This is a genomic window from Nisaea nitritireducens (genome assembly GCF_014904795.1).
GTDB lineage: Bacteria > Pseudomonadota > Alphaproteobacteria > Thalassobaculales > Thalassobaculaceae > Nisaea > Nisaea nitritireducens.
The window spans coordinates 50,985-65,143 of record NZ_JACZFS010000031.1 but is presented as its reverse complement, the minus strand read 5'-3'; the positions used below and the strand labels follow the sequence as shown (position 1 = coordinate 65,143).

General features: G+C 60.9%; 17 protein-coding genes and 1 tRNA gene. 6 read left to right on the top strand and 12 right to left on the bottom strand.

All coding sequences use genetic code 11. The annotated features are described in order from the left end of the window. Positions 1-7: 7 nt before the first annotated feature. Positions 8-1,078, bottom strand: coding sequence for an NAD(P)/FAD-dependent oxidoreductase (locus IG629_RS11075; protein WP_193172010.1), 1,071 nt, complete (start codon positions 1,076-1,078; stop codon positions 8-10). Positions 1,079-1,189: 111 nt separating this feature from the next. Between IG629_RS11075 and rlmN the strand changes: the two genes are divergently transcribed. Together rlmN and queC are read left to right on the top strand one after the other, a co-directional pair. Next, positions 1,190-2,359, top strand: coding sequence for a 23S rRNA (adenine(2503)-C(2))-methyltransferase RlmN (rlmN, locus tag IG629_RS11070; RefSeq protein ID WP_193172009.1), 1,170 nt, complete (start codon positions 1,190-1,192; stop codon positions 2,357-2,359). Between the two features lie 138 nt (positions 2,360-2,497). Next, positions 2,498-3,190 carry a 7-cyano-7-deazaguanine synthase QueC gene (gene queC / locus IG629_RS11065; protein ID WP_193172008.1) on the top strand — a complete coding sequence of 231 codons (693 nt, stop codon included), beginning with the start codon at positions 2,498-2,500 and terminating at the stop codon, positions 3,188-3,190. Here the strand turns inward: queC and IG629_RS11060 are convergent. The 4 genes from IG629_RS11060 to IG629_RS11045 all read right to left on the bottom strand — a co-directional run bounded on the left by IG629_RS11060 (position 3,187) and on the right by IG629_RS11045 (position 4,938). Further along, positions 3,187-3,387 (bottom strand): hypothetical protein, encoded by a 201-nt coding sequence (locus tag IG629_RS11060; RefSeq protein WP_193172007.1) that lies wholly within the window; start codon positions 3,385-3,387, stop codon positions 3,187-3,189. The two genes, queC and IG629_RS11060, sit on opposite strands and share 4 nt — an antisense overlap. A 1-nt stretch (position 3,388) precedes the next feature. Beyond that, on the bottom strand, positions 3,389-3,847 hold the full coding sequence (locus IG629_RS11055; RefSeq protein ID WP_193172006.1) for a hypothetical protein: 459 nt from the start codon (positions 3,845-3,847) through the stop codon (positions 3,389-3,391). A gap of 69 nt (positions 3,848-3,916) precedes the next feature. Next, complete coding sequence (locus IG629_RS11050) at positions 3,917-4,549, bottom strand: SIS domain-containing protein (RefSeq protein ID WP_193172005.1); 633 nt, start codon at positions 4,547-4,549, stop codon at positions 3,917-3,919. Then, positions 4,546-4,938 (bottom strand): hypothetical protein, encoded by a 393-nt coding sequence (locus IG629_RS11045; RefSeq protein ID WP_226886618.1) that lies wholly within the window; start codon positions 4,936-4,938, stop codon positions 4,546-4,548. Before IG629_RS11045 ends, IG629_RS11050 begins: the two co-directional genes overlap by 4 nt. 147 nt (positions 4,939-5,085) lie before the next feature. Here IG629_RS11045 and IG629_RS11040 point away from each other — a divergent pair, with 147 nt between their 5' ends. Further along, a complete protein-coding gene (locus tag IG629_RS11040; RefSeq protein WP_193172004.1) occupies positions 5,086-5,808 on the top strand; it encodes a Bax inhibitor-1/YccA family protein in 723 nt (240 codons plus the stop codon). A 170-nt stretch (positions 5,809-5,978) separates the two neighbouring features. After that, on the top strand, positions 5,979-6,410 hold the full coding sequence (locus tag IG629_RS11035; protein ID WP_193172003.1) for a hypothetical protein: 432 nt from the start codon (positions 5,979-5,981) through the stop codon (positions 6,408-6,410). 30 nt (positions 6,411-6,440) lie between these two features. On the opposite strand, the gene IG629_RS11030 is transcribed toward IG629_RS11035, so the two are convergent. Both IG629_RS11030 and IG629_RS11025 read right to left on the bottom strand, forming a co-directional pair. Further along, positions 6,441-6,938, bottom strand: a complete 498-nt coding sequence (locus tag IG629_RS11030; RefSeq protein WP_193172002.1) for a hypothetical protein — start codon at positions 6,936-6,938, stop codon at positions 6,441-6,443. A 5-nt stretch (positions 6,939-6,943) separates the two neighbouring features. Then, positions 6,944-7,270 carry a hypothetical protein gene (locus tag IG629_RS11025; RefSeq protein ID WP_226886617.1) on the bottom strand — a complete coding sequence of 109 codons (327 nt, stop codon included), beginning with the start codon at positions 7,268-7,270 and terminating at the stop codon, positions 6,944-6,946. 232 nt (positions 7,271-7,502) lie between these two features. On the opposite strand from IG629_RS11025, the gene IG629_RS11020 reads away from it, so the two are divergent. Further along, the gene (locus IG629_RS11020; RefSeq protein ID WP_193172000.1) at positions 7,503-8,357 is read left to right on the top strand and encodes a hypothetical protein; all 855 of its coding nucleotides are present in this window, start codon (positions 7,503-7,505) and stop codon (positions 8,355-8,357) included. A gap of 37 nt (positions 8,358-8,394) precedes the next feature. On the opposite strand, the gene IG629_RS11015 is transcribed toward IG629_RS11020, so the two are convergent. From IG629_RS11015 to IG629_RS11000, 4 genes are all read right to left on the bottom strand, one after another. Continuing rightward, positions 8,395-8,470: transfer RNA gene (locus tag IG629_RS11015), tRNA-Thr, on the bottom strand. 118 nt (positions 8,471-8,588) lie between these two features. Then, a complete protein-coding gene (locus IG629_RS11010) occupies positions 8,589-10,034 on the bottom strand; it encodes a methyl-accepting chemotaxis protein (protein ID WP_193171999.1) in 1,446 nt (481 codons plus the stop codon). Positions 10,035-10,267: 233 nt separating this feature from the next. Then, complete coding sequence (locus tag IG629_RS11005; RefSeq protein WP_193171998.1) at positions 10,268-11,335, bottom strand: hypothetical protein; 1,068 nt, start codon at positions 11,333-11,335, stop codon at positions 10,268-10,270. A 182-nt stretch (positions 11,336-11,517) separates the two neighbouring features. Then, the gene (locus IG629_RS11000; RefSeq protein ID WP_193171997.1) at positions 11,518-12,051 is read right to left on the bottom strand and encodes a PAS domain-containing protein; all 534 of its coding nucleotides are present in this window, start codon (positions 12,049-12,051) and stop codon (positions 11,518-11,520) included. A gap of 234 nt (positions 12,052-12,285) precedes the next feature. Between IG629_RS11000 and IG629_RS10995 the strand changes: the two genes are divergently transcribed. Beyond that, the gene (locus IG629_RS10995) at positions 12,286-12,774 is read left to right on the top strand and encodes a Fur family transcriptional regulator (protein WP_193172119.1); all 489 of its coding nucleotides are present in this window, start codon (positions 12,286-12,288) and stop codon (positions 12,772-12,774) included. A gap of 59 nt (positions 12,775-12,833) precedes the next feature. Here IG629_RS10995 and IG629_RS10990 read toward each other — a convergent pair whose 3' ends face one another. Beyond that, positions 12,834-14,159 (bottom strand): cobyrinate a,c-diamide synthase, encoded by a 1,326-nt coding sequence (locus tag IG629_RS10990; RefSeq protein WP_193171996.1) that lies wholly within the window; start codon positions 14,157-14,159, stop codon positions 12,834-12,836.

Here is a 14,159-nt window from a genome sequence, read left to right as displayed (position 1 = left end):
ACCGGGCTTAGAAAGCTTTCGGCTGAAGCCCGCTTCCGGCGCGGCGCCCTGCTATCAGATCGTGGAGCGTGGTGCCGATGGCCGGTGCCAGGATGACGCCCGGATGGGCAACGGCGGCATAGGCCCCGGTGAGTGACGCGACCGGGCCGACCAGCGGCACTCCACCTTCCGGGAATGGCCGCTGGCCGACCTGCACGGACCGCACCGCAACCTCTCCCGTCTCTTTCAGGACACGCTTCACCCGCTCGACGGTACGCCGGGCGAGGGCATCTTCCGGATTGCTTCCCTCGGGAACGCTGTGAGCAGACATCAAGAGGCCGGGGGCGGGAATGCGGAATTCCAGCTCCGGGCTATCCGTGATGCAGGTTGTCTGCGGGAAATTCCCGGTGACGGTGACCAGCGCGGCGGGCGAGGCCGCCACTCCGAGATCGGGAACGAACGGGGCGAGGATCCGGCCGCTCTCCGTTCCCGCCGCGACAATCAGCCTGTCCGCCTCAAGCCGGTGATCCCCGGCCCGGACGGCACTCACATGCCCTCCCGCGCTGTCGATCCCGGTGACGGGGGCGCCGGTTATCAGCACCACGCCATTCTCTTCCGCCGCTTTCAGCAGCATCCGGACGGTGGCACTGACATCGAGTGCGAATTCCTCCGGCGCGAACAGCGCGGCCTCAGGCGGGGAGGCGAGCTGCGGCAGCAGGGCCGCGATCTCCGCCTGGCCGATGAGTTGGTAGCTGCTACCGGCCTCCCGGTGCCTATCCCGGGCCTCCATGGTCTCCTCGACGGAGCGCCCCCAGAACAGGGCGCCCTGCCGGTGCGCGGGAAGCGGCTTGCCGAGGGCCTGTTCCAGTGCTGCCCAGGCGCCGAACGCATCCCGGCGCAACCCATAGAGTGCCGGATCATCTTCCGGATCGAAGGTGATCGCGTTGATCCAGCCGAAGGATGCCGCCGAGACGCCCTCTCCCGGTCCCGGCCGCGCCTCGACAATGGTGACGTGCGCACCGGCCCGGCTCAGCACGAACGCGGCCACGGCGCCGATGATCCCGGCACCCGCGATGACAACCTTCTGCGATGCGCTCATTGCTGGTCTCCCAGAGCTTCTTCCCCCACCCACGAGATGCGCGCTTCCGGCATGGCTGCTTTCCGCCGATTCGGCTTGCCTTTGCAGGCCTGTGCACTCATTTTACGGCCCATGTCGACACATGCTTTATCCACTTCCGCCGCCTCCGACCAGCCGGCGACGACCGATCTCGCCGCAGACCTTGCCGCCAAGGATCTGGTGGGCCTTGATCGCGAACAGCTCATAGAAGAGCTGAAGACGCGCGGCCTGCCGAAATTCCGCGCGGGTCAGATCTGGCACTGGATCTACCACAAGGGTGTGACAGATTTTGCCGAGATGACGACGCTGGCAAAACCGTTGCGCGAAGAGCTGGCCCAGCATTACAAGATCGGCCGCCCGGAAATCAGCCGCGAGCAGTGGAGCGAGGACGGCACCGCCAAGTGGCTGCTGAAGTTCGACGACGGGAACGAGGCCGAGGCCGTGTTCATCCCGGACGACGACCGGGGCACGCTCTGCATTTCCTCCCAGGTCGGCTGCACGCTGACCTGCTCCTTCTGCCATACCGGCACCCAGCGCCTTGTCCGCAATCTGACATCCGGCGAGATGGTCGCCCAGATTCTGGTCGCGCTCGACCGGCTCGGCGGCTTCCCGACGGCGCAGAGCGACCGCAAGCTGACCAACATCGTGCTGATGGGCATGGGTGAGCCGTTGTACAATTTCGACAATGTGAAGCGCGCCATGATGATCGCCATGGACGGCGAGGGTCTCGGCCTGTCCAAGCGCCGCATCACCCTGTCCACGTCCGGCATTGTTCCCGAGATGGAGCGCTGCGGCGCCGAAATCGGCGTGAACCTCGCGGTCTCGCTGCACGCGGTGACCGACGAGATCCGCAACAAGCTGGTGCCGATCAACAAGAAATACCCGATCAAGGACCTGCTCGACGCCTGCAGGACCTATCCAGGCGTTAACAATGCCCGCCGCATCACCTTCGAATACGTGATGCTGAAGGGCGTGAACGATAGCCTGGACGACGCGCGGGCGCTGGTGAAACTGATCGAGGACATCCCGGCCAAGATCAACCTGATCCCGTTCAATCCGTGGCCCGGCGTGGAGTATGAATGCTCTGACGACGAGACCATCGAGAAGTTCGCCCAGGTGGTCCTGAAGGCTGGCTACGCCTCACCGGTCCGGACCCCGCGCGGGCGGGACATCCTGGCGGCTTGCGGACAGCTGAAGTCCGCGAGCGAGCGGCTGCGGAAGAAAGACCGGATTGCCGCGATTGCGGCGGCGAGTGCGGGTTAGAGACGTCATCATTCGACTAACGTCGCGCTGATCTCTTTTCAGCTTTCGACCTGTGATTCCCCAAAAGAGCGATTGGCTTAGTAGCGCTGACTGCCGCGACTCTTGAACCTGAACGGCAAGTCAAAAGCAGGTATCCCCATGACCGAAACAGCGATGGTTCTTTTCTCCGGCGGGCAGGATTCCGCCACCTGTCTTGCCTGGGCGCTGGACCGGTTTGATCATGTCGAGACCATTGCTTTCGATTACGGGCAGACCCATGCGGTCGAGCTTGAGGTGCGGACGACCTTCCTCGCGGCGCTGCGGGAGCGGTTTCCTGAATGGGGCGCGAAGCTCGGGGAGGATCATTTTATCGATCTTTCGCTGCTCGGTGCGATCAGCGATACGGCGCTGACCCGGGACAAAGAGATCGAGATGAATGAGGCCGGGTTGCCGAACACGTTCGTTCCGGGCCGTAATCTACTGTTCCTGACGACGGCGGCGGCGGTCGGGTATCGCCGGGATACACGGCATATTATCGCCGGTATGTGCGAGACCGATTACTCCGGCTATCCGGATTGCCGGGACGACACCATCAAGGCGCTGCAGGTCGCGCTCACCCTCGGCATGGACAAGCGCTATGTGCTGCACACGCCGCTGATGTGGCTGGACAAGGCGGCGACCTGGAAAATGGCGGAGGAGCTTGGAGGCGCGGATCTGGTGGAGCTGATCCGGCGGGAGAGCCATACCTGCTATCGCGGCGACCGGACCGTGCTGCACGCGTGGGGCTATGGCTGCGACGACTGCCCGGCCTGCGATCTGCGTAAATCCGGCTGGGCCGGGTACGCCTCTTAATCCCGCGCGTCCTTGCGTCGGCGAAACAGATCAAAAAATGCGCTCAGCGCACCGTTGCGGCTACGGATCGCCCAGGCCGGGCGCCATGACAGGCGCGCCATCGCCGCGCGCCGGGTGTCGCCATTCGCCTCATCGAGCGTCGTAACAAGCTGCCGGACCTCCGGTTTCGACAGATGTGGGCCCTTGTCCTGGCTCACGTCAGTCTCCGGCCGGGCGCAAGGCATTCAGCCTCTCTTCCATCCCATCTTCCATCGAGAACAGCGTGTCGTAGTCGCGCAACAGATAGAGCACCACGATGGCCGCCAGCATCGGCCAGGCTGCGAAGAACAGCAGGTTCGGCACGGTCCATGGATCGAGATAATTCGCGACCGGTGCAAGGGTGGAGCCGAGATGCATGAGGAAGACCAAAGCGGTGGCCACGCGTTTCCGGGAGCCGATCACGAAGGCCAGAACGATGAAGCCTTGTGCCGCGCCAAGGGCGTAGGAGATGCCGGGCCCAATTTCGGGGCCGCCATAGTAATGTTGCAGCACGCCGGACGTGCCGGTCGGGTTCACGAACTTGTTCAGCACCCACATGCCGAGCACGATGCCGACGCCGAGACGCAGCAGAAGCAGGGACCAGGTGAGAGCGGCTTTCGGCACGGCGACTGTCTGCATTGGGCGCTTATCCTTTGCGCGGGAGATGCGAGGCGGTTTGTTCAGCAGCGCCTGAGTACGATGGGGGACTTATACTGCCGCACCGCGGCGTTTCAGAGCGCCCGGATTACGGTCTTCCGCCGTGCCCCAGCCGAGCGACAGGTCGATGATGGCGTGGATCAGTGCGGCGTGGGCGGTTTCGACGAAGCCGTATTCATCCCCGGCGACATAAAAATTCAGATCGCCCGACAGCCGCAGCGGATTGTCGGCGGTAAAGCCGGAGAAAGTGATAACGGCGCAGCCTATGTCCCGCGCCCGCTCGACCGCTTTCGTGATGTTCGGCGAAGAGCCGCTGCTGCTGATGGCGACAAGAATATCGCCCGGCTGGGCATAGAAGCCGATCTGCTCGGCGAAGATCGCGTCGCCGCCGATATCGTTGGTCAGCGCTGTCAGCATGGCGTGATCGGTAATGGCAAGAGAGCGGATGCCACCGTTCTTGGTGAGGTCGAGGGCGTAGTGGGAGGCCATCGATGCGCTGGCGCCGTTGCCGACGAAGATCAGTTTATTGCCGGCATCGTGGGCCGCGCGGCCTTGTGCAAGGAAATCGGCGAAGCCGTCGCTGAGTGTTTTCTGGCTGCCCGCACCGTCGGTCACGCTGGCCTCGCGGGTCAGGCGGGCCAGGGTCTCGAAGTAATCCGTCGTGCGGTCGGCCAGATTTCTCAAACGTCTTCTCCCTCCGGTTCGCTCACGCCTGCGTCTGTTTCGCCTTCCTCCGCATCCGGCTTGCCGGTCGTCACAATGTGGAAGCCAAGAACGTCTTCAGGCGGCAGGGTCGACATTCCGGTCAGGATACCCTCTTTCCGCGCGTCGAGCAGCAAACGTCCGATGGGCTGGAAATGGCTGGTACCGCCTTCGCCGTCCGGCGCGTCGATCAGGATGCGGACGGAGCGCGATGTGCGGAATCTGTTGCGTTCCAGCATGCGCTCGGTCGAGGCGACGGAATGAGGCATGTCGAGACCGCGCAGGTCCAGCTCGTACTCGGCCTCGTTGTTGTCGCGAAAAAGGGGTTTGAGCTCTCCGAGATCGACCATCTGCGAATTTTCTTTCAACATGTCGTAATTCAGTCAGTCCATTTGGGCCATTCCAACCGGATCCGCAAGTCTTGCGACTTTTGCTCCGGATTCAGTTGAAAATATTGACGTGTCTCATTACTTCTTTCCTGAACTGTTTTTTGACCTTCGGCTCATTGGGAGTGAGACATGAACTTGGATCGCAAACACATGACTGCTGCCGAGGCGGAGGCCGCACAAATCGACGTCGGCCTGCGCTCTTACATGCTCGGCGTCTACAATCACATGACCATCGGCCTTGCGCTGACCGGTTTCTTCGCCATCGGCACCAAGCTGCTGGCGATGAGCTCGCCGGCTTTCGCGCAGCTGATTTTCGCTTCACCGCTGAAATGGGTGATCATGCTCGCCCCGCTCGGCATGGTGTTTTTCCTGGCCGCCCGCATCCAGTCGATGTCGGCTTCCACGGCGCGCATGACCTTCTTCATCTATGCCGGTGTGATGGGACTTTCGCTCGCCAGCATCTTCTTCGTCTTCACGGGTGAGAGTATTGCACGGGTGTTCTTCATCACCGCTGCTGCTTTCTCTGGTCTCAGCCTCTATGGCTACACGACGAAGAAAAGCCTCAGTGGCATGGGCACGTTCCTGTTCATGGGCCTGATCGGCATTCTGATCGCCAGTGTCGTCAACATCTTCCTGGCCTCGACCATGATGCAGTTCATGATCTCTGTCGGCGGCGTGCTGGTCTTCGCGGGCCTGACCGCCTACGACACCCAGAACATCAAGAACATGTACATGGAGTCCGACGGGCACGAAGTGTCGACGAAGAAGTCGATCATGGGCGCCCTGAAGCTCTATCTCGATTTCATCAACATGTTCCTGTTCCTTCTGCAGCTGTTCGGTAATCGCGAATAGTCTGCCGGGTTCCAATTGAAGAGGCCGCGCCGGGTTTTCCGGCGCGGCCTTTTTAATTTTGCGGGTTTTTTCCAAAGACCGTTAACGGGTCATCAAGATTAATTTATATATAAACACGCTGTACCGGATTTCCGGTTAGGTTGTTTTTTTGAGTTTGGGACTTGTTGGCGATGGCGGTTCAGACCCTCTATGAGGTGCACACGCTCAAAAGCGGAAACTGGGCGGTCGATTCGACCTATCCGGATCGCGACACTGCCATTGATGTCGCGAAGTCACTGCACGGCGAGAAGCAGTTCCAGGCCGTCAAGGTGATCAAGGACACCTTCGACGAGGCGACCGGGAACGGCAAGGAAATCGTGGTGTTCGACACCAGCTCGAAGGTGAGCCGTGACAAGACGCCGCCGGCACCGGAACAGCCGGCCGCCGCTGCCGCGGCACCGGCGCGGCCTTCGACTGCACGGGGATCGAAAGGGAAGAACACGAAAGGCGATTATGCGATGGCCATCAAGGTCACGCTGTTGCTGGTTCTGATCCTCGGTGGCGGGCTTGGTACGATCTACCTGCTGCATTATGCGGGCGGGAGTTTCCAAAAGCTGTTCTAGGCTCGGTTACCGAGCTGTCGGCCCTGCCTCTCAAGGCCAGCGGCGGTTGACCCTCTGCATTCCTGACATGCTGAAATACTCATCGAAGATGGTCGGCGGCCCTGCCAGGTCGTGGATCAGTCTTGCCAGCCCGTAGCGCAGGACGGGAATTTCCATGCCGGTTTCCGTCCATTCTGCGGGTAACGGCAGCAGGCAGCGGTTACGGCCGATATTCACGATGGTATCGCGAAAAGCGAGGCGGCCCTCCCAGAAACAGTCGAGCAGGTGGGTCCGGGCATTCTCGCTGGCGAAGCGGTTGGGCGACGGCACCTGATAGTTCGCATTCTCGACCATGCCGTAGGCCATGGTGATCCGGATATCCTTCAGGTAGGTCAGATGCAGGCTGTGTTGATCCGCCGCCAGTCCGATTTCCTCGCCCTTTGCATTGTTCCGGAGCACGAAGCGGTGACGGAAGGTCGGGCGCAGGATCGGTGTCCAGTCAACAACATCGCTATCGGCGATGGTTCTGACGAATGCCCTCAGATCCATGAAGATCAGCCTTCGAGGCGCGTGTCTGTTTCGTCGCGCCCGGGCCATTCCGGCAGGTCGCGTCCGGTTGCCTCGGCGAGCACTGTACGAGCAGTTTCCAGAATCAACTGCGCCCGTGTCTTCAATCTGTCGCAATCGAGAATGGCATCTGCGACCTCCGGCTGGGAGATCAACAGCATTACTTCGTCGAGGCACTCGCAAAGATCCGCCGACGCGGCGACCATCTGGGCATTCCCCTGGCGCTCCAGCGCATCGCAGGACCAGCTCATGGAGCCGATCTGCGCCGGGGCATTGCCGCGGGCGTAGGACCAGAGCTCTCCGCTTGTGTTCATTCTCCACGGGCCGGGCGTGTATCTGGGCATAGGGCGAAATCCTAAGTTTCACTGAGGACAGCTTAGGGACGGATTGCCTCTGTCGGCAATGCCGCCGGATCCTTGGCGGATGCCGGTCGCGTGAAAAGACGTGCGACACATCGGAAAAAAATGACTGTCAGACATGGGATTCTCAGAGCGCCGTGTCTCTGTTATGATTCCACAAGATATTGTAGGTCCGTTGAGGAACCCGATGAAATTTACCCATATTTGCGCCGTGTCTCTGTTGCTTGTGCTCGGTGGATGCGGTCTCGGCGACCTTTTTGGCAGTGGCACGGAGGAGTTGCGCGTCCGCGCCTATGTGCGGGATGAACTCGACCGGGTCGAGGCGGATCGCGGGCCTCGCCGCCGTCAGTATATCGACGAGCGGATTTCCGAAACGGTGGCTGCCGCCGACACTGGTGACACGCGTCTGTCAGAGGTGGAAGAGACACTCGGGCGCTTGAAGACCGATCTCAATATCGTCGCCCGCAAGGTCGAGAAGCGGATCGAACTTGGCGCCGGTGCGTCTGCCGGTGCGTCTGTCGGTGCGGCCACATCCCAAGCGCCGGCGCAGGCAGCGTCAGTGGACCCGGAAGCACTTTCCGAGATCCGGGCGGATGTCGATGCCGCCCTCAGGGCGGTCAGCAAACTGAATGCGGACCAAGAGGTGGCTGATGCGCGGGCAAATGCCCGATTCGAACGGCTTGAGTTACATACCAGTGAGCTGAACTGGCCGGAAAAAACTGGCGGTAGCGGGCTGCATCTGTCCTCCTACCGGAGCCATGGGGCCGCGCTGGCGGGATGGGAATTGCTGCGCACGGAATTCCCGGGATTGCTCGCTTCCGAAGCCCCGCTTTTTGTCGAGGTCGATACTGTCGCCGGGCTGTTCGTTCGTCTGATGGTCGGGGCCGGGCGGAACCAGAGCTGGTTGGCGGAGGTCCGCGACCAGATCCGGGCTGCGGGTGAATACGCGATGATAATGCCGATCCCGTCAGGTGGGGCATCGGTCATGCCGAAGGACATGAATGTTCCGACGCAGCCGAAGATCCTCGTTCCGGGATCCTGATCCGAATTTAACGGAGCGCTTCATTTCTTTGGAGAAGTGGTGCCGCAGGAGGGACTCGAACCCCCGACCCCATCATTACGAATGACGTGCTCTACCACCTGAGCTACTGCGGCATATTTCGCGCGGGAACGGCTACTTAAGCCGTCATGGCTGTCGGTGCAAGGGGAAAATCGGCACACGCCGACATGCTTGCCATGGCGGCGCTTTCGCTCCGGCGCGCAGCGGCCGGGCTCAGCGGATTCGCGCCAGGTTTGCCTCGAACCGGTCAAGGGCGCTACCAAGGCCGGATCCTTCGACGGCAACATTCTCGGCGAGGCTGCGCACTCTTGCCGCCGCGTCTGCCGCGGCCCGTCCGGCCACGCCGACCTCAGACAGCCTGTCCCGCATTGCTTCCGAGCGTGCCGTCGTCTGCTGGCTTATTGACGATATATTCCGGGTCTCCTGATTGTGCTGGTCGATCGCGGCGCGGATATTTTCGGCCGAATTCAGCAGGTGGTCCATTGCGTCGGTCGCGCTTTCGAAGGCGTCGCTGCTGACGTCTGTTGCTTCAGCGAAGGACACCACCTCGTCGCCAATTTGCCGCGACAGGTTGGAGACGGACGCGGCGAGAGACTTCACTTCCCGGGCAACGACCGCGAACCCCAGACCGGTTTCGCCCGCATGGGCTGCTTCGATGGCGGCATTCAGGGCCAGAAGATGGGTTTGACCCGAGATCCGGTCGATCGACTCCGCGATGCTCTTGATGTTCAGGATCGAGCTGGAGAATGCGCTCACTGCGGAATGACCGGTCTTCAGCACCTGATGGCTTTCGGTCGCAGCGCGCGCGGTATCGGTAGCATGTGTCTGGATCACTGAAACGGAACTGTCCAGGCGCTCCGATGCTTCCTCCATGCCCGTCAGCATCTCCGACATCGTCATGGTTTCGTCGGTCAGCAATTCTTGTTGTGTGACGGCATTGTCCGCTTCCTCCGTCACCTGGTCCGAGAGGTCACGCATGTGTCCGGCAGCGTCCATAACGCTTGCCACAGCGCCGCGGACGGCGGTTTCGAAGTCGGCGGCGATTGCATCGAGCGCCCTGGTGGCCTTCTCCCTTTCACAGACGCGGGCGAGTTGATCCCCGATAAAAGCCATCAGGCCCGCGAGCTCCGCATCGAGTTCGGCTGGCTCCTCGCTGAAGAACTCGAGCACGGCGACGACGTCATTCTCTGAGATGACCGGGAAGGCAAAGGCGCCTTTGAGCCCGAGCGATTGAGCGGCCTTCGCCCTGACGAAGCCCGGGTGGACCTGCACATCCGGTATCCGGGTCCAGGATCCGCTCTCCATCACCTGCCCGATCATGCCCTGCCCAGAGGAGAACACCGTCGCTTCGCTTGCCTCGATGAACTCGGATCGTGCACGGCTGGAAATGCGGGAGGCCCAATACCAGATTCGGGCGCTCTCCATCGTGCCGGCCTCTGGCGTGCGAAGATATGCATGACCGGATTGCCAGTTCATGAACGCGCAGATTGCTTCAAGGGCGGGGGCGAGGCATTGCTGCAGGCTTTCAGCCTCTGTCGTGCTGTCGGCAACCTCGCTGAACAGACTGATGCAGTTGCCGATCGAAAGCGTGCTGGGCAGGCCGGCAAAAGCCGAAGCGGCAGGCCGGCCGGAATGCGAATTGTGCAGTGATTGCAGCATGGTTTCCCCCAACGGTCCGATTTTGGATGGATTTGGCAGGATTTGTGCGCTGCAACATTGTTGCCAGATTTGGACCTGGTATCGGTTTTCTGGCGGTATTGTTTGATAAGTATCGATAAATCTTCACTGGGTCGGATTTGACCCGATCTCGATAGAGATTCACCTAAATTGTGAAATGATTAATTTTTGCGCAACCAGGGGGCGTTCTGGCGTCTGTATGGACAGTACGTCCCTTAGTTCTGATACCGGTTCGCCGTGCGTTTTTCTGTAGCGGCGAGGGCGCTCAGTCCGGGGAAGATTTCCGATTCAAGAAATTCAAGCCGCCGCTGGAAATTACCGCCGCGTGAGGTGAACCGTTCTTCCCAGAGGTTCAGCTTGACGACAAGCCCGCACAGAACGCTGCCGGTGGCGCCATGCTGCTCCACGATCTGCGCCCGCAGCGTGTGGAAGGACTCGGCTGTCGGGTCTTCCCAAAAGTGGCTGGAACTCTGATCGAAATGGTCGAACCGCTGTTTAACCGACGCGACGATTCCGTACAGCGCCTGCATGGCGTGCGTTGTCCTGCTCTGGAGCGAGGGGTTTCCCTGTGCGACCGGTGAGTTGAGGAACTCCTGAACCCAGGGGCGGAAAAGCTTGATGCGATTCTCCGACTCGGTCAGACAGCTGCGGAAATAGGAAAATCCGAGGAATGTGTCGCCGTAATTCTCGAGAAAGCGCGGGATCGCGGAAACATCGGTTTCAAGGTCGGCGGCCAGTTTTTCCAACTCGGCGAGGACGGTATCCCGGTCTGGATTGCGCAGGTATTCGACCAGGTTTCCATAGTTGCCGAGCGCGGCGCCGTCTTTCGCGAAAAGCCGTCGGACGATCGGCCTCGTGTAATGCTTCATGAACTGGGTCAGCTCACGATATTTCTCCGGAGAAAGTCGGAGTGCGTCAAAATTCTCGAACCCTATATCCAACTCCCGCAGCGCCACGCGCAAGGTATAGACGTCATAGCTACCGATGGCGGCGAGGCGCTTCAGGATCGCAACGTCGCTCATCAGTTCTGGGGCTTGGGAATTGAAATGGTTGGGCAGGTGATCTGGCTGGATCTGTCCGCTACCGGAGCCAGTGTCCTTGAACAGCTCGACCACTGCGTGAAGTTGCGCGTTCTTGATCAGGGAATGGCGCCTCAGAGCCATGGTCTTGAGCGGAAGCAGACCGAGGGGCAGCCGGTACAGGCTGTCCATTTCGGCAGTGTCGATGTGCGAGCCGACGGGACCGGGTTCGGTGGCGCCAACCTCTGAAAGGGAAATTGCCATGCCATTGTATGAGCAATTTCAGTGCCTGCCGAAGGACTCATCATGACTCCAAGCACTTATCGCGCGGTGGTGAGATGGAAGCTGAACTTGCGACGCATGCCCGTTCCCTGAAAACGGCCGTAATTGCCTAGCAGCGGGCAAGAGATTCCGTGCGCCTGGAGTTCATTCAAGCAGCGTAAGCGCTAGGCCGAGTGGGGAAGATCCAGTTCCTCGACAAGCTCTGAAACCGATAGGACCGGCTCGATCAGGATGCTGAGGCTGCTCCCGGCGGGACTGGGGACGGGCCACAGGCCGAGAAGCAGGTCGTTTACCGCCATGCCATCCATCGACAATGGAAGCACCATGCTGAAGCAGCGTCTTGGAATACCGCTGTTGCCTTCAAAAGCTGCTGTTTGTGCTGCCGGTTTCCGGGATTCCGCAACGGAGCGCATCAGGCGAAACATATTGGAGCGGCAGGCTGCGGGTTTATGTTGCCCTCCGGCAGTACTGCCGGGTTTCAGGCTGCGGGACAATTCACCGATACGTTCACCGACAAGCTCGTAGCGATAATCGTCCGGTATTGCCTTCAGCAAGGCGAGATGGGGAAGCAGGCGGGGACCGAATTGCAGCGGATCCAGTAAGTTGCGCGGCTTTCCATCCGGTAACGTCGACCAGACATTATATAGTCTGCTGATGCTGTCTCGGTTCACCAGCAATTGTGTGCTTTCATGCGCCACAGTCTGCCTCCTGAACTTGGAGAAGTATTTTAGTACAATATTATTGAAATTCAATTTTTTTGGATTCGGGGGTAAAACCGGTTTCTGGAGAGATCGTGAACGGACCCGGATCGCGAGGCTCTGAAGGGCCTGCGGAAAGCTGGTTTGTCATGGCCGTAGCGCTGGTATAATCTCCCCAGCAGACTGTGGTCCCGACAGGATACGGAGCGTTGTCAGGGAATGGCTGAAGCCAGTATGGAATCCAGGGTCGCGGCCCTGTGCCTCGAAAAAGGTCTGAAGATGACGGAGCCGCGCCGGGTGATCGCGCGCGTCTTGTCCGAGGCAGAGGACCATCCCGACGTGGAATCCCTGCATGAACGGGTGCGCGAGATCGACCGTTCGATCTCGATCGCGACCGTTTACCGGACCATGAAGCTGTTCGAGGAAGCGAATATCGTCACCAAGCGTGATTTCGGCGATGGCCGGGCGCGCTACGAGGAAATCAATGGTGAGGAAGATCATCACCATCACATGATCGATGTGACGACCGGCAATGTGATCGAGTTCTATAACGAGGAACTTGAAGCCCTGAAGGAATACATTGCCCGGGAACTGGGCTTCGAGTTGGTGGACCACCATCTCGAACTGTTCGGCGTTCCGCTGAAGAAAGCGGAAGCGAAAACGGCGCCGAAATACAAGCCCAAGGCCAAGACGAAAATCATCAGCGGCAAGCCGCCGGCCTGACTTTCAAGAAACCAGTCTTTGCGTGAGACGCCCACCGGCTACAGCCGTGGGCGCCCCTGTCATGCATTCGCGTAGTCGATCAGATGCATGAAGGAGCCGAAGACGGTTCCGATTCGCGCACCGATCTCGCCGAGATCCGATCCCGATGCATCGGTAATTCGGAAAAGCGGCGTGTTGCCCGTTGCTCCAACCGTGGCGGCATAATGGAATTCATGTCCGCGCCAAAGACTTCCGGCCGTGCCAAGGGGCGTGTCGGCGAGCATCGAAGCGATTCGGTAGCCGAGATGGCGCTTCGGCTCTGCGAAGCTGGTCTCGTGCGGTAGCAATCCGGCCATCCGATGAGAGATGCCGTCCGCATCGGTCAAGACAGTCCCGAGGGTCATGTAGCCGCCGCATTCGCCGTAGATTTTTGCTCCCCCCGTGGCCGCTGCTCTCAGCCCGTCGAGGAAGCGTGCAGCCCCGGCAAGCCGCCTGGCATGCAGCTCCGGATAGCCGCCCGGCAGATAGACCGCATCCGCATTGCCGGCAGGTGCTTCGTCGGCCAGAGGAGAGAAGAAGGATAGCTCCGCACCGGCGTGGCGCCAGCCGTCGAGCACATGCGGATATGAGAAGGCGAAGGCGGCATCCCGCGCAACGGCGACTCGCTGGCCGAGCGGCGGCAATGCGGGGGGCACGGGAGCAGAGCCGGTTGCCGTGCTGATCGTTGCAGCTGCCATGATCGCGTCGAGATCAATGCCGTCGGGCATCCGGTCAGCTGCGGCATCGAGGAAGGCCTCAAGATCGGGGTGCTCTCCCGCCTGAACCAGGCCGAGATGGCGGCTTGGCCGGGCGATCAGTTTGTCTGAGCGAACGACGCCGAGCACGGCATGTCCTGCGGCGGTGAGCGCCTGACGCAGCATCGCTTCGTGCCGGTCGCTGCCGACCTTGTTCAGGATCACGCCCGCCAGACGGACATCCGGGTCGAACCGGGCGAAACCGTCTGTCAGCGCGGCGATCGATTGGGCCTGCTTTCCTGCATCGACAACCAGCAGCACCGGCCAGCCGGTGAGGCGCGCGAGGCTGGCCGTAGAGCCATCGGCCAGAGGGGCTGTATCACTGCCGAGATGGGCACCGTCGAACAGGCCCATGACGCCTTCCACGACTGTGAGCGCCGGAGCGGGATCAAGTGCTGCGGCTAGTGTTTCCGGCCGCATCGCCCAGCTGTCGAGATTGAAGCAAGCGCGGCCCGAGGCGGCGGCATGGAAGGCGGGATCGATATAGTCCGGGCCAACCTTCGCGCTGGCAACATCAATGCCTTTGCGCCGGAGCGCCCGGAGCAGGCCGAGCGTGACCGTGGTCTTGCCGCTGCCAGAGGCCGGTGCGGCGATGATCAGGCCCTTTGACAC

What these genes read in the sequence shown, in the direction of transcription:
- IG629_RS11020 (WP_193172000.1), top strand. Translation starts at nt 7,503, where the DNA reads ATGAAATTTACCCATATTTGCGCCGTGTCTCTGTTGCTTGTGCTCGGT.
- IG629_RS11010 (WP_193171999.1), bottom strand. Translation starts at nt 10,034, where the DNA reads ATGCTGCAATCACTGCACAATTCGCATTCCGGCCGGCCTGCCGCTTCG.
- IG629_RS11035 (WP_193172003.1), top strand. Translation starts at nt 5,979, where the DNA reads ATGGCGGTTCAGACCCTCTATGAGGTGCACACGCTCAAAAGCGGAAAC.
- IG629_RS11075 (WP_193172010.1), bottom strand. Translation starts at nt 1,078, where the DNA reads ATGAGCGCATCGCAGAAGGTTGTCATCGCGGGTGCCGGGATCATCGGC.
- IG629_RS11005 (WP_193171998.1), bottom strand. Translation starts at nt 11,335, where the DNA reads ATGGCAATTTCCCTTTCAGAGGTTGGCGCCACCGAACCCGGTCCCGTC.
- IG629_RS11045 (WP_226886618.1), bottom strand. Translation starts at nt 4,938, where the DNA reads ATGTTGAAAGAAAATTCGCAGATGGTCGATCTCGGAGAGCTCAAACCC.
- IG629_RS11025 (WP_226886617.1), bottom strand. Translation starts at nt 7,270, where the DNA reads ATGAACACAAGCGGAGAGCTCTGGTCCTACGCCCGCGGCAATGCCCCG.
- IG629_RS11030 (WP_193172002.1), bottom strand. Translation starts at nt 6,938, where the DNA reads ATGGATCTGAGGGCATTCGTCAGAACCATCGCCGATAGCGATGTTGTT.
- IG629_RS11040 (WP_193172004.1), top strand. Translation starts at nt 5,086, where the DNA reads ATGAACTTGGATCGCAAACACATGACTGCTGCCGAGGCGGAGGCCGCA.
- IG629_RS11055 (WP_193172006.1), bottom strand. Translation starts at nt 3,847, where the DNA reads ATGCAGACAGTCGCCGTGCCGAAAGCCGCTCTCACCTGGTCCCTGCTT.
- queC (WP_193172008.1), top strand. Translation starts at nt 2,498, where the DNA reads ATGACCGAAACAGCGATGGTTCTTTTCTCCGGCGGGCAGGATTCCGCC.
- rlmN (WP_193172009.1), top strand. Translation starts at nt 1,190, where the DNA reads ATGTCGACACATGCTTTATCCACTTCCGCCGCCTCCGACCAGCCGGCG.
- IG629_RS10995 (WP_193172119.1), top strand. Translation starts at nt 12,286, where the DNA reads ATGGAATCCAGGGTCGCGGCCCTGTGCCTCGAAAAAGGTCTGAAGATG.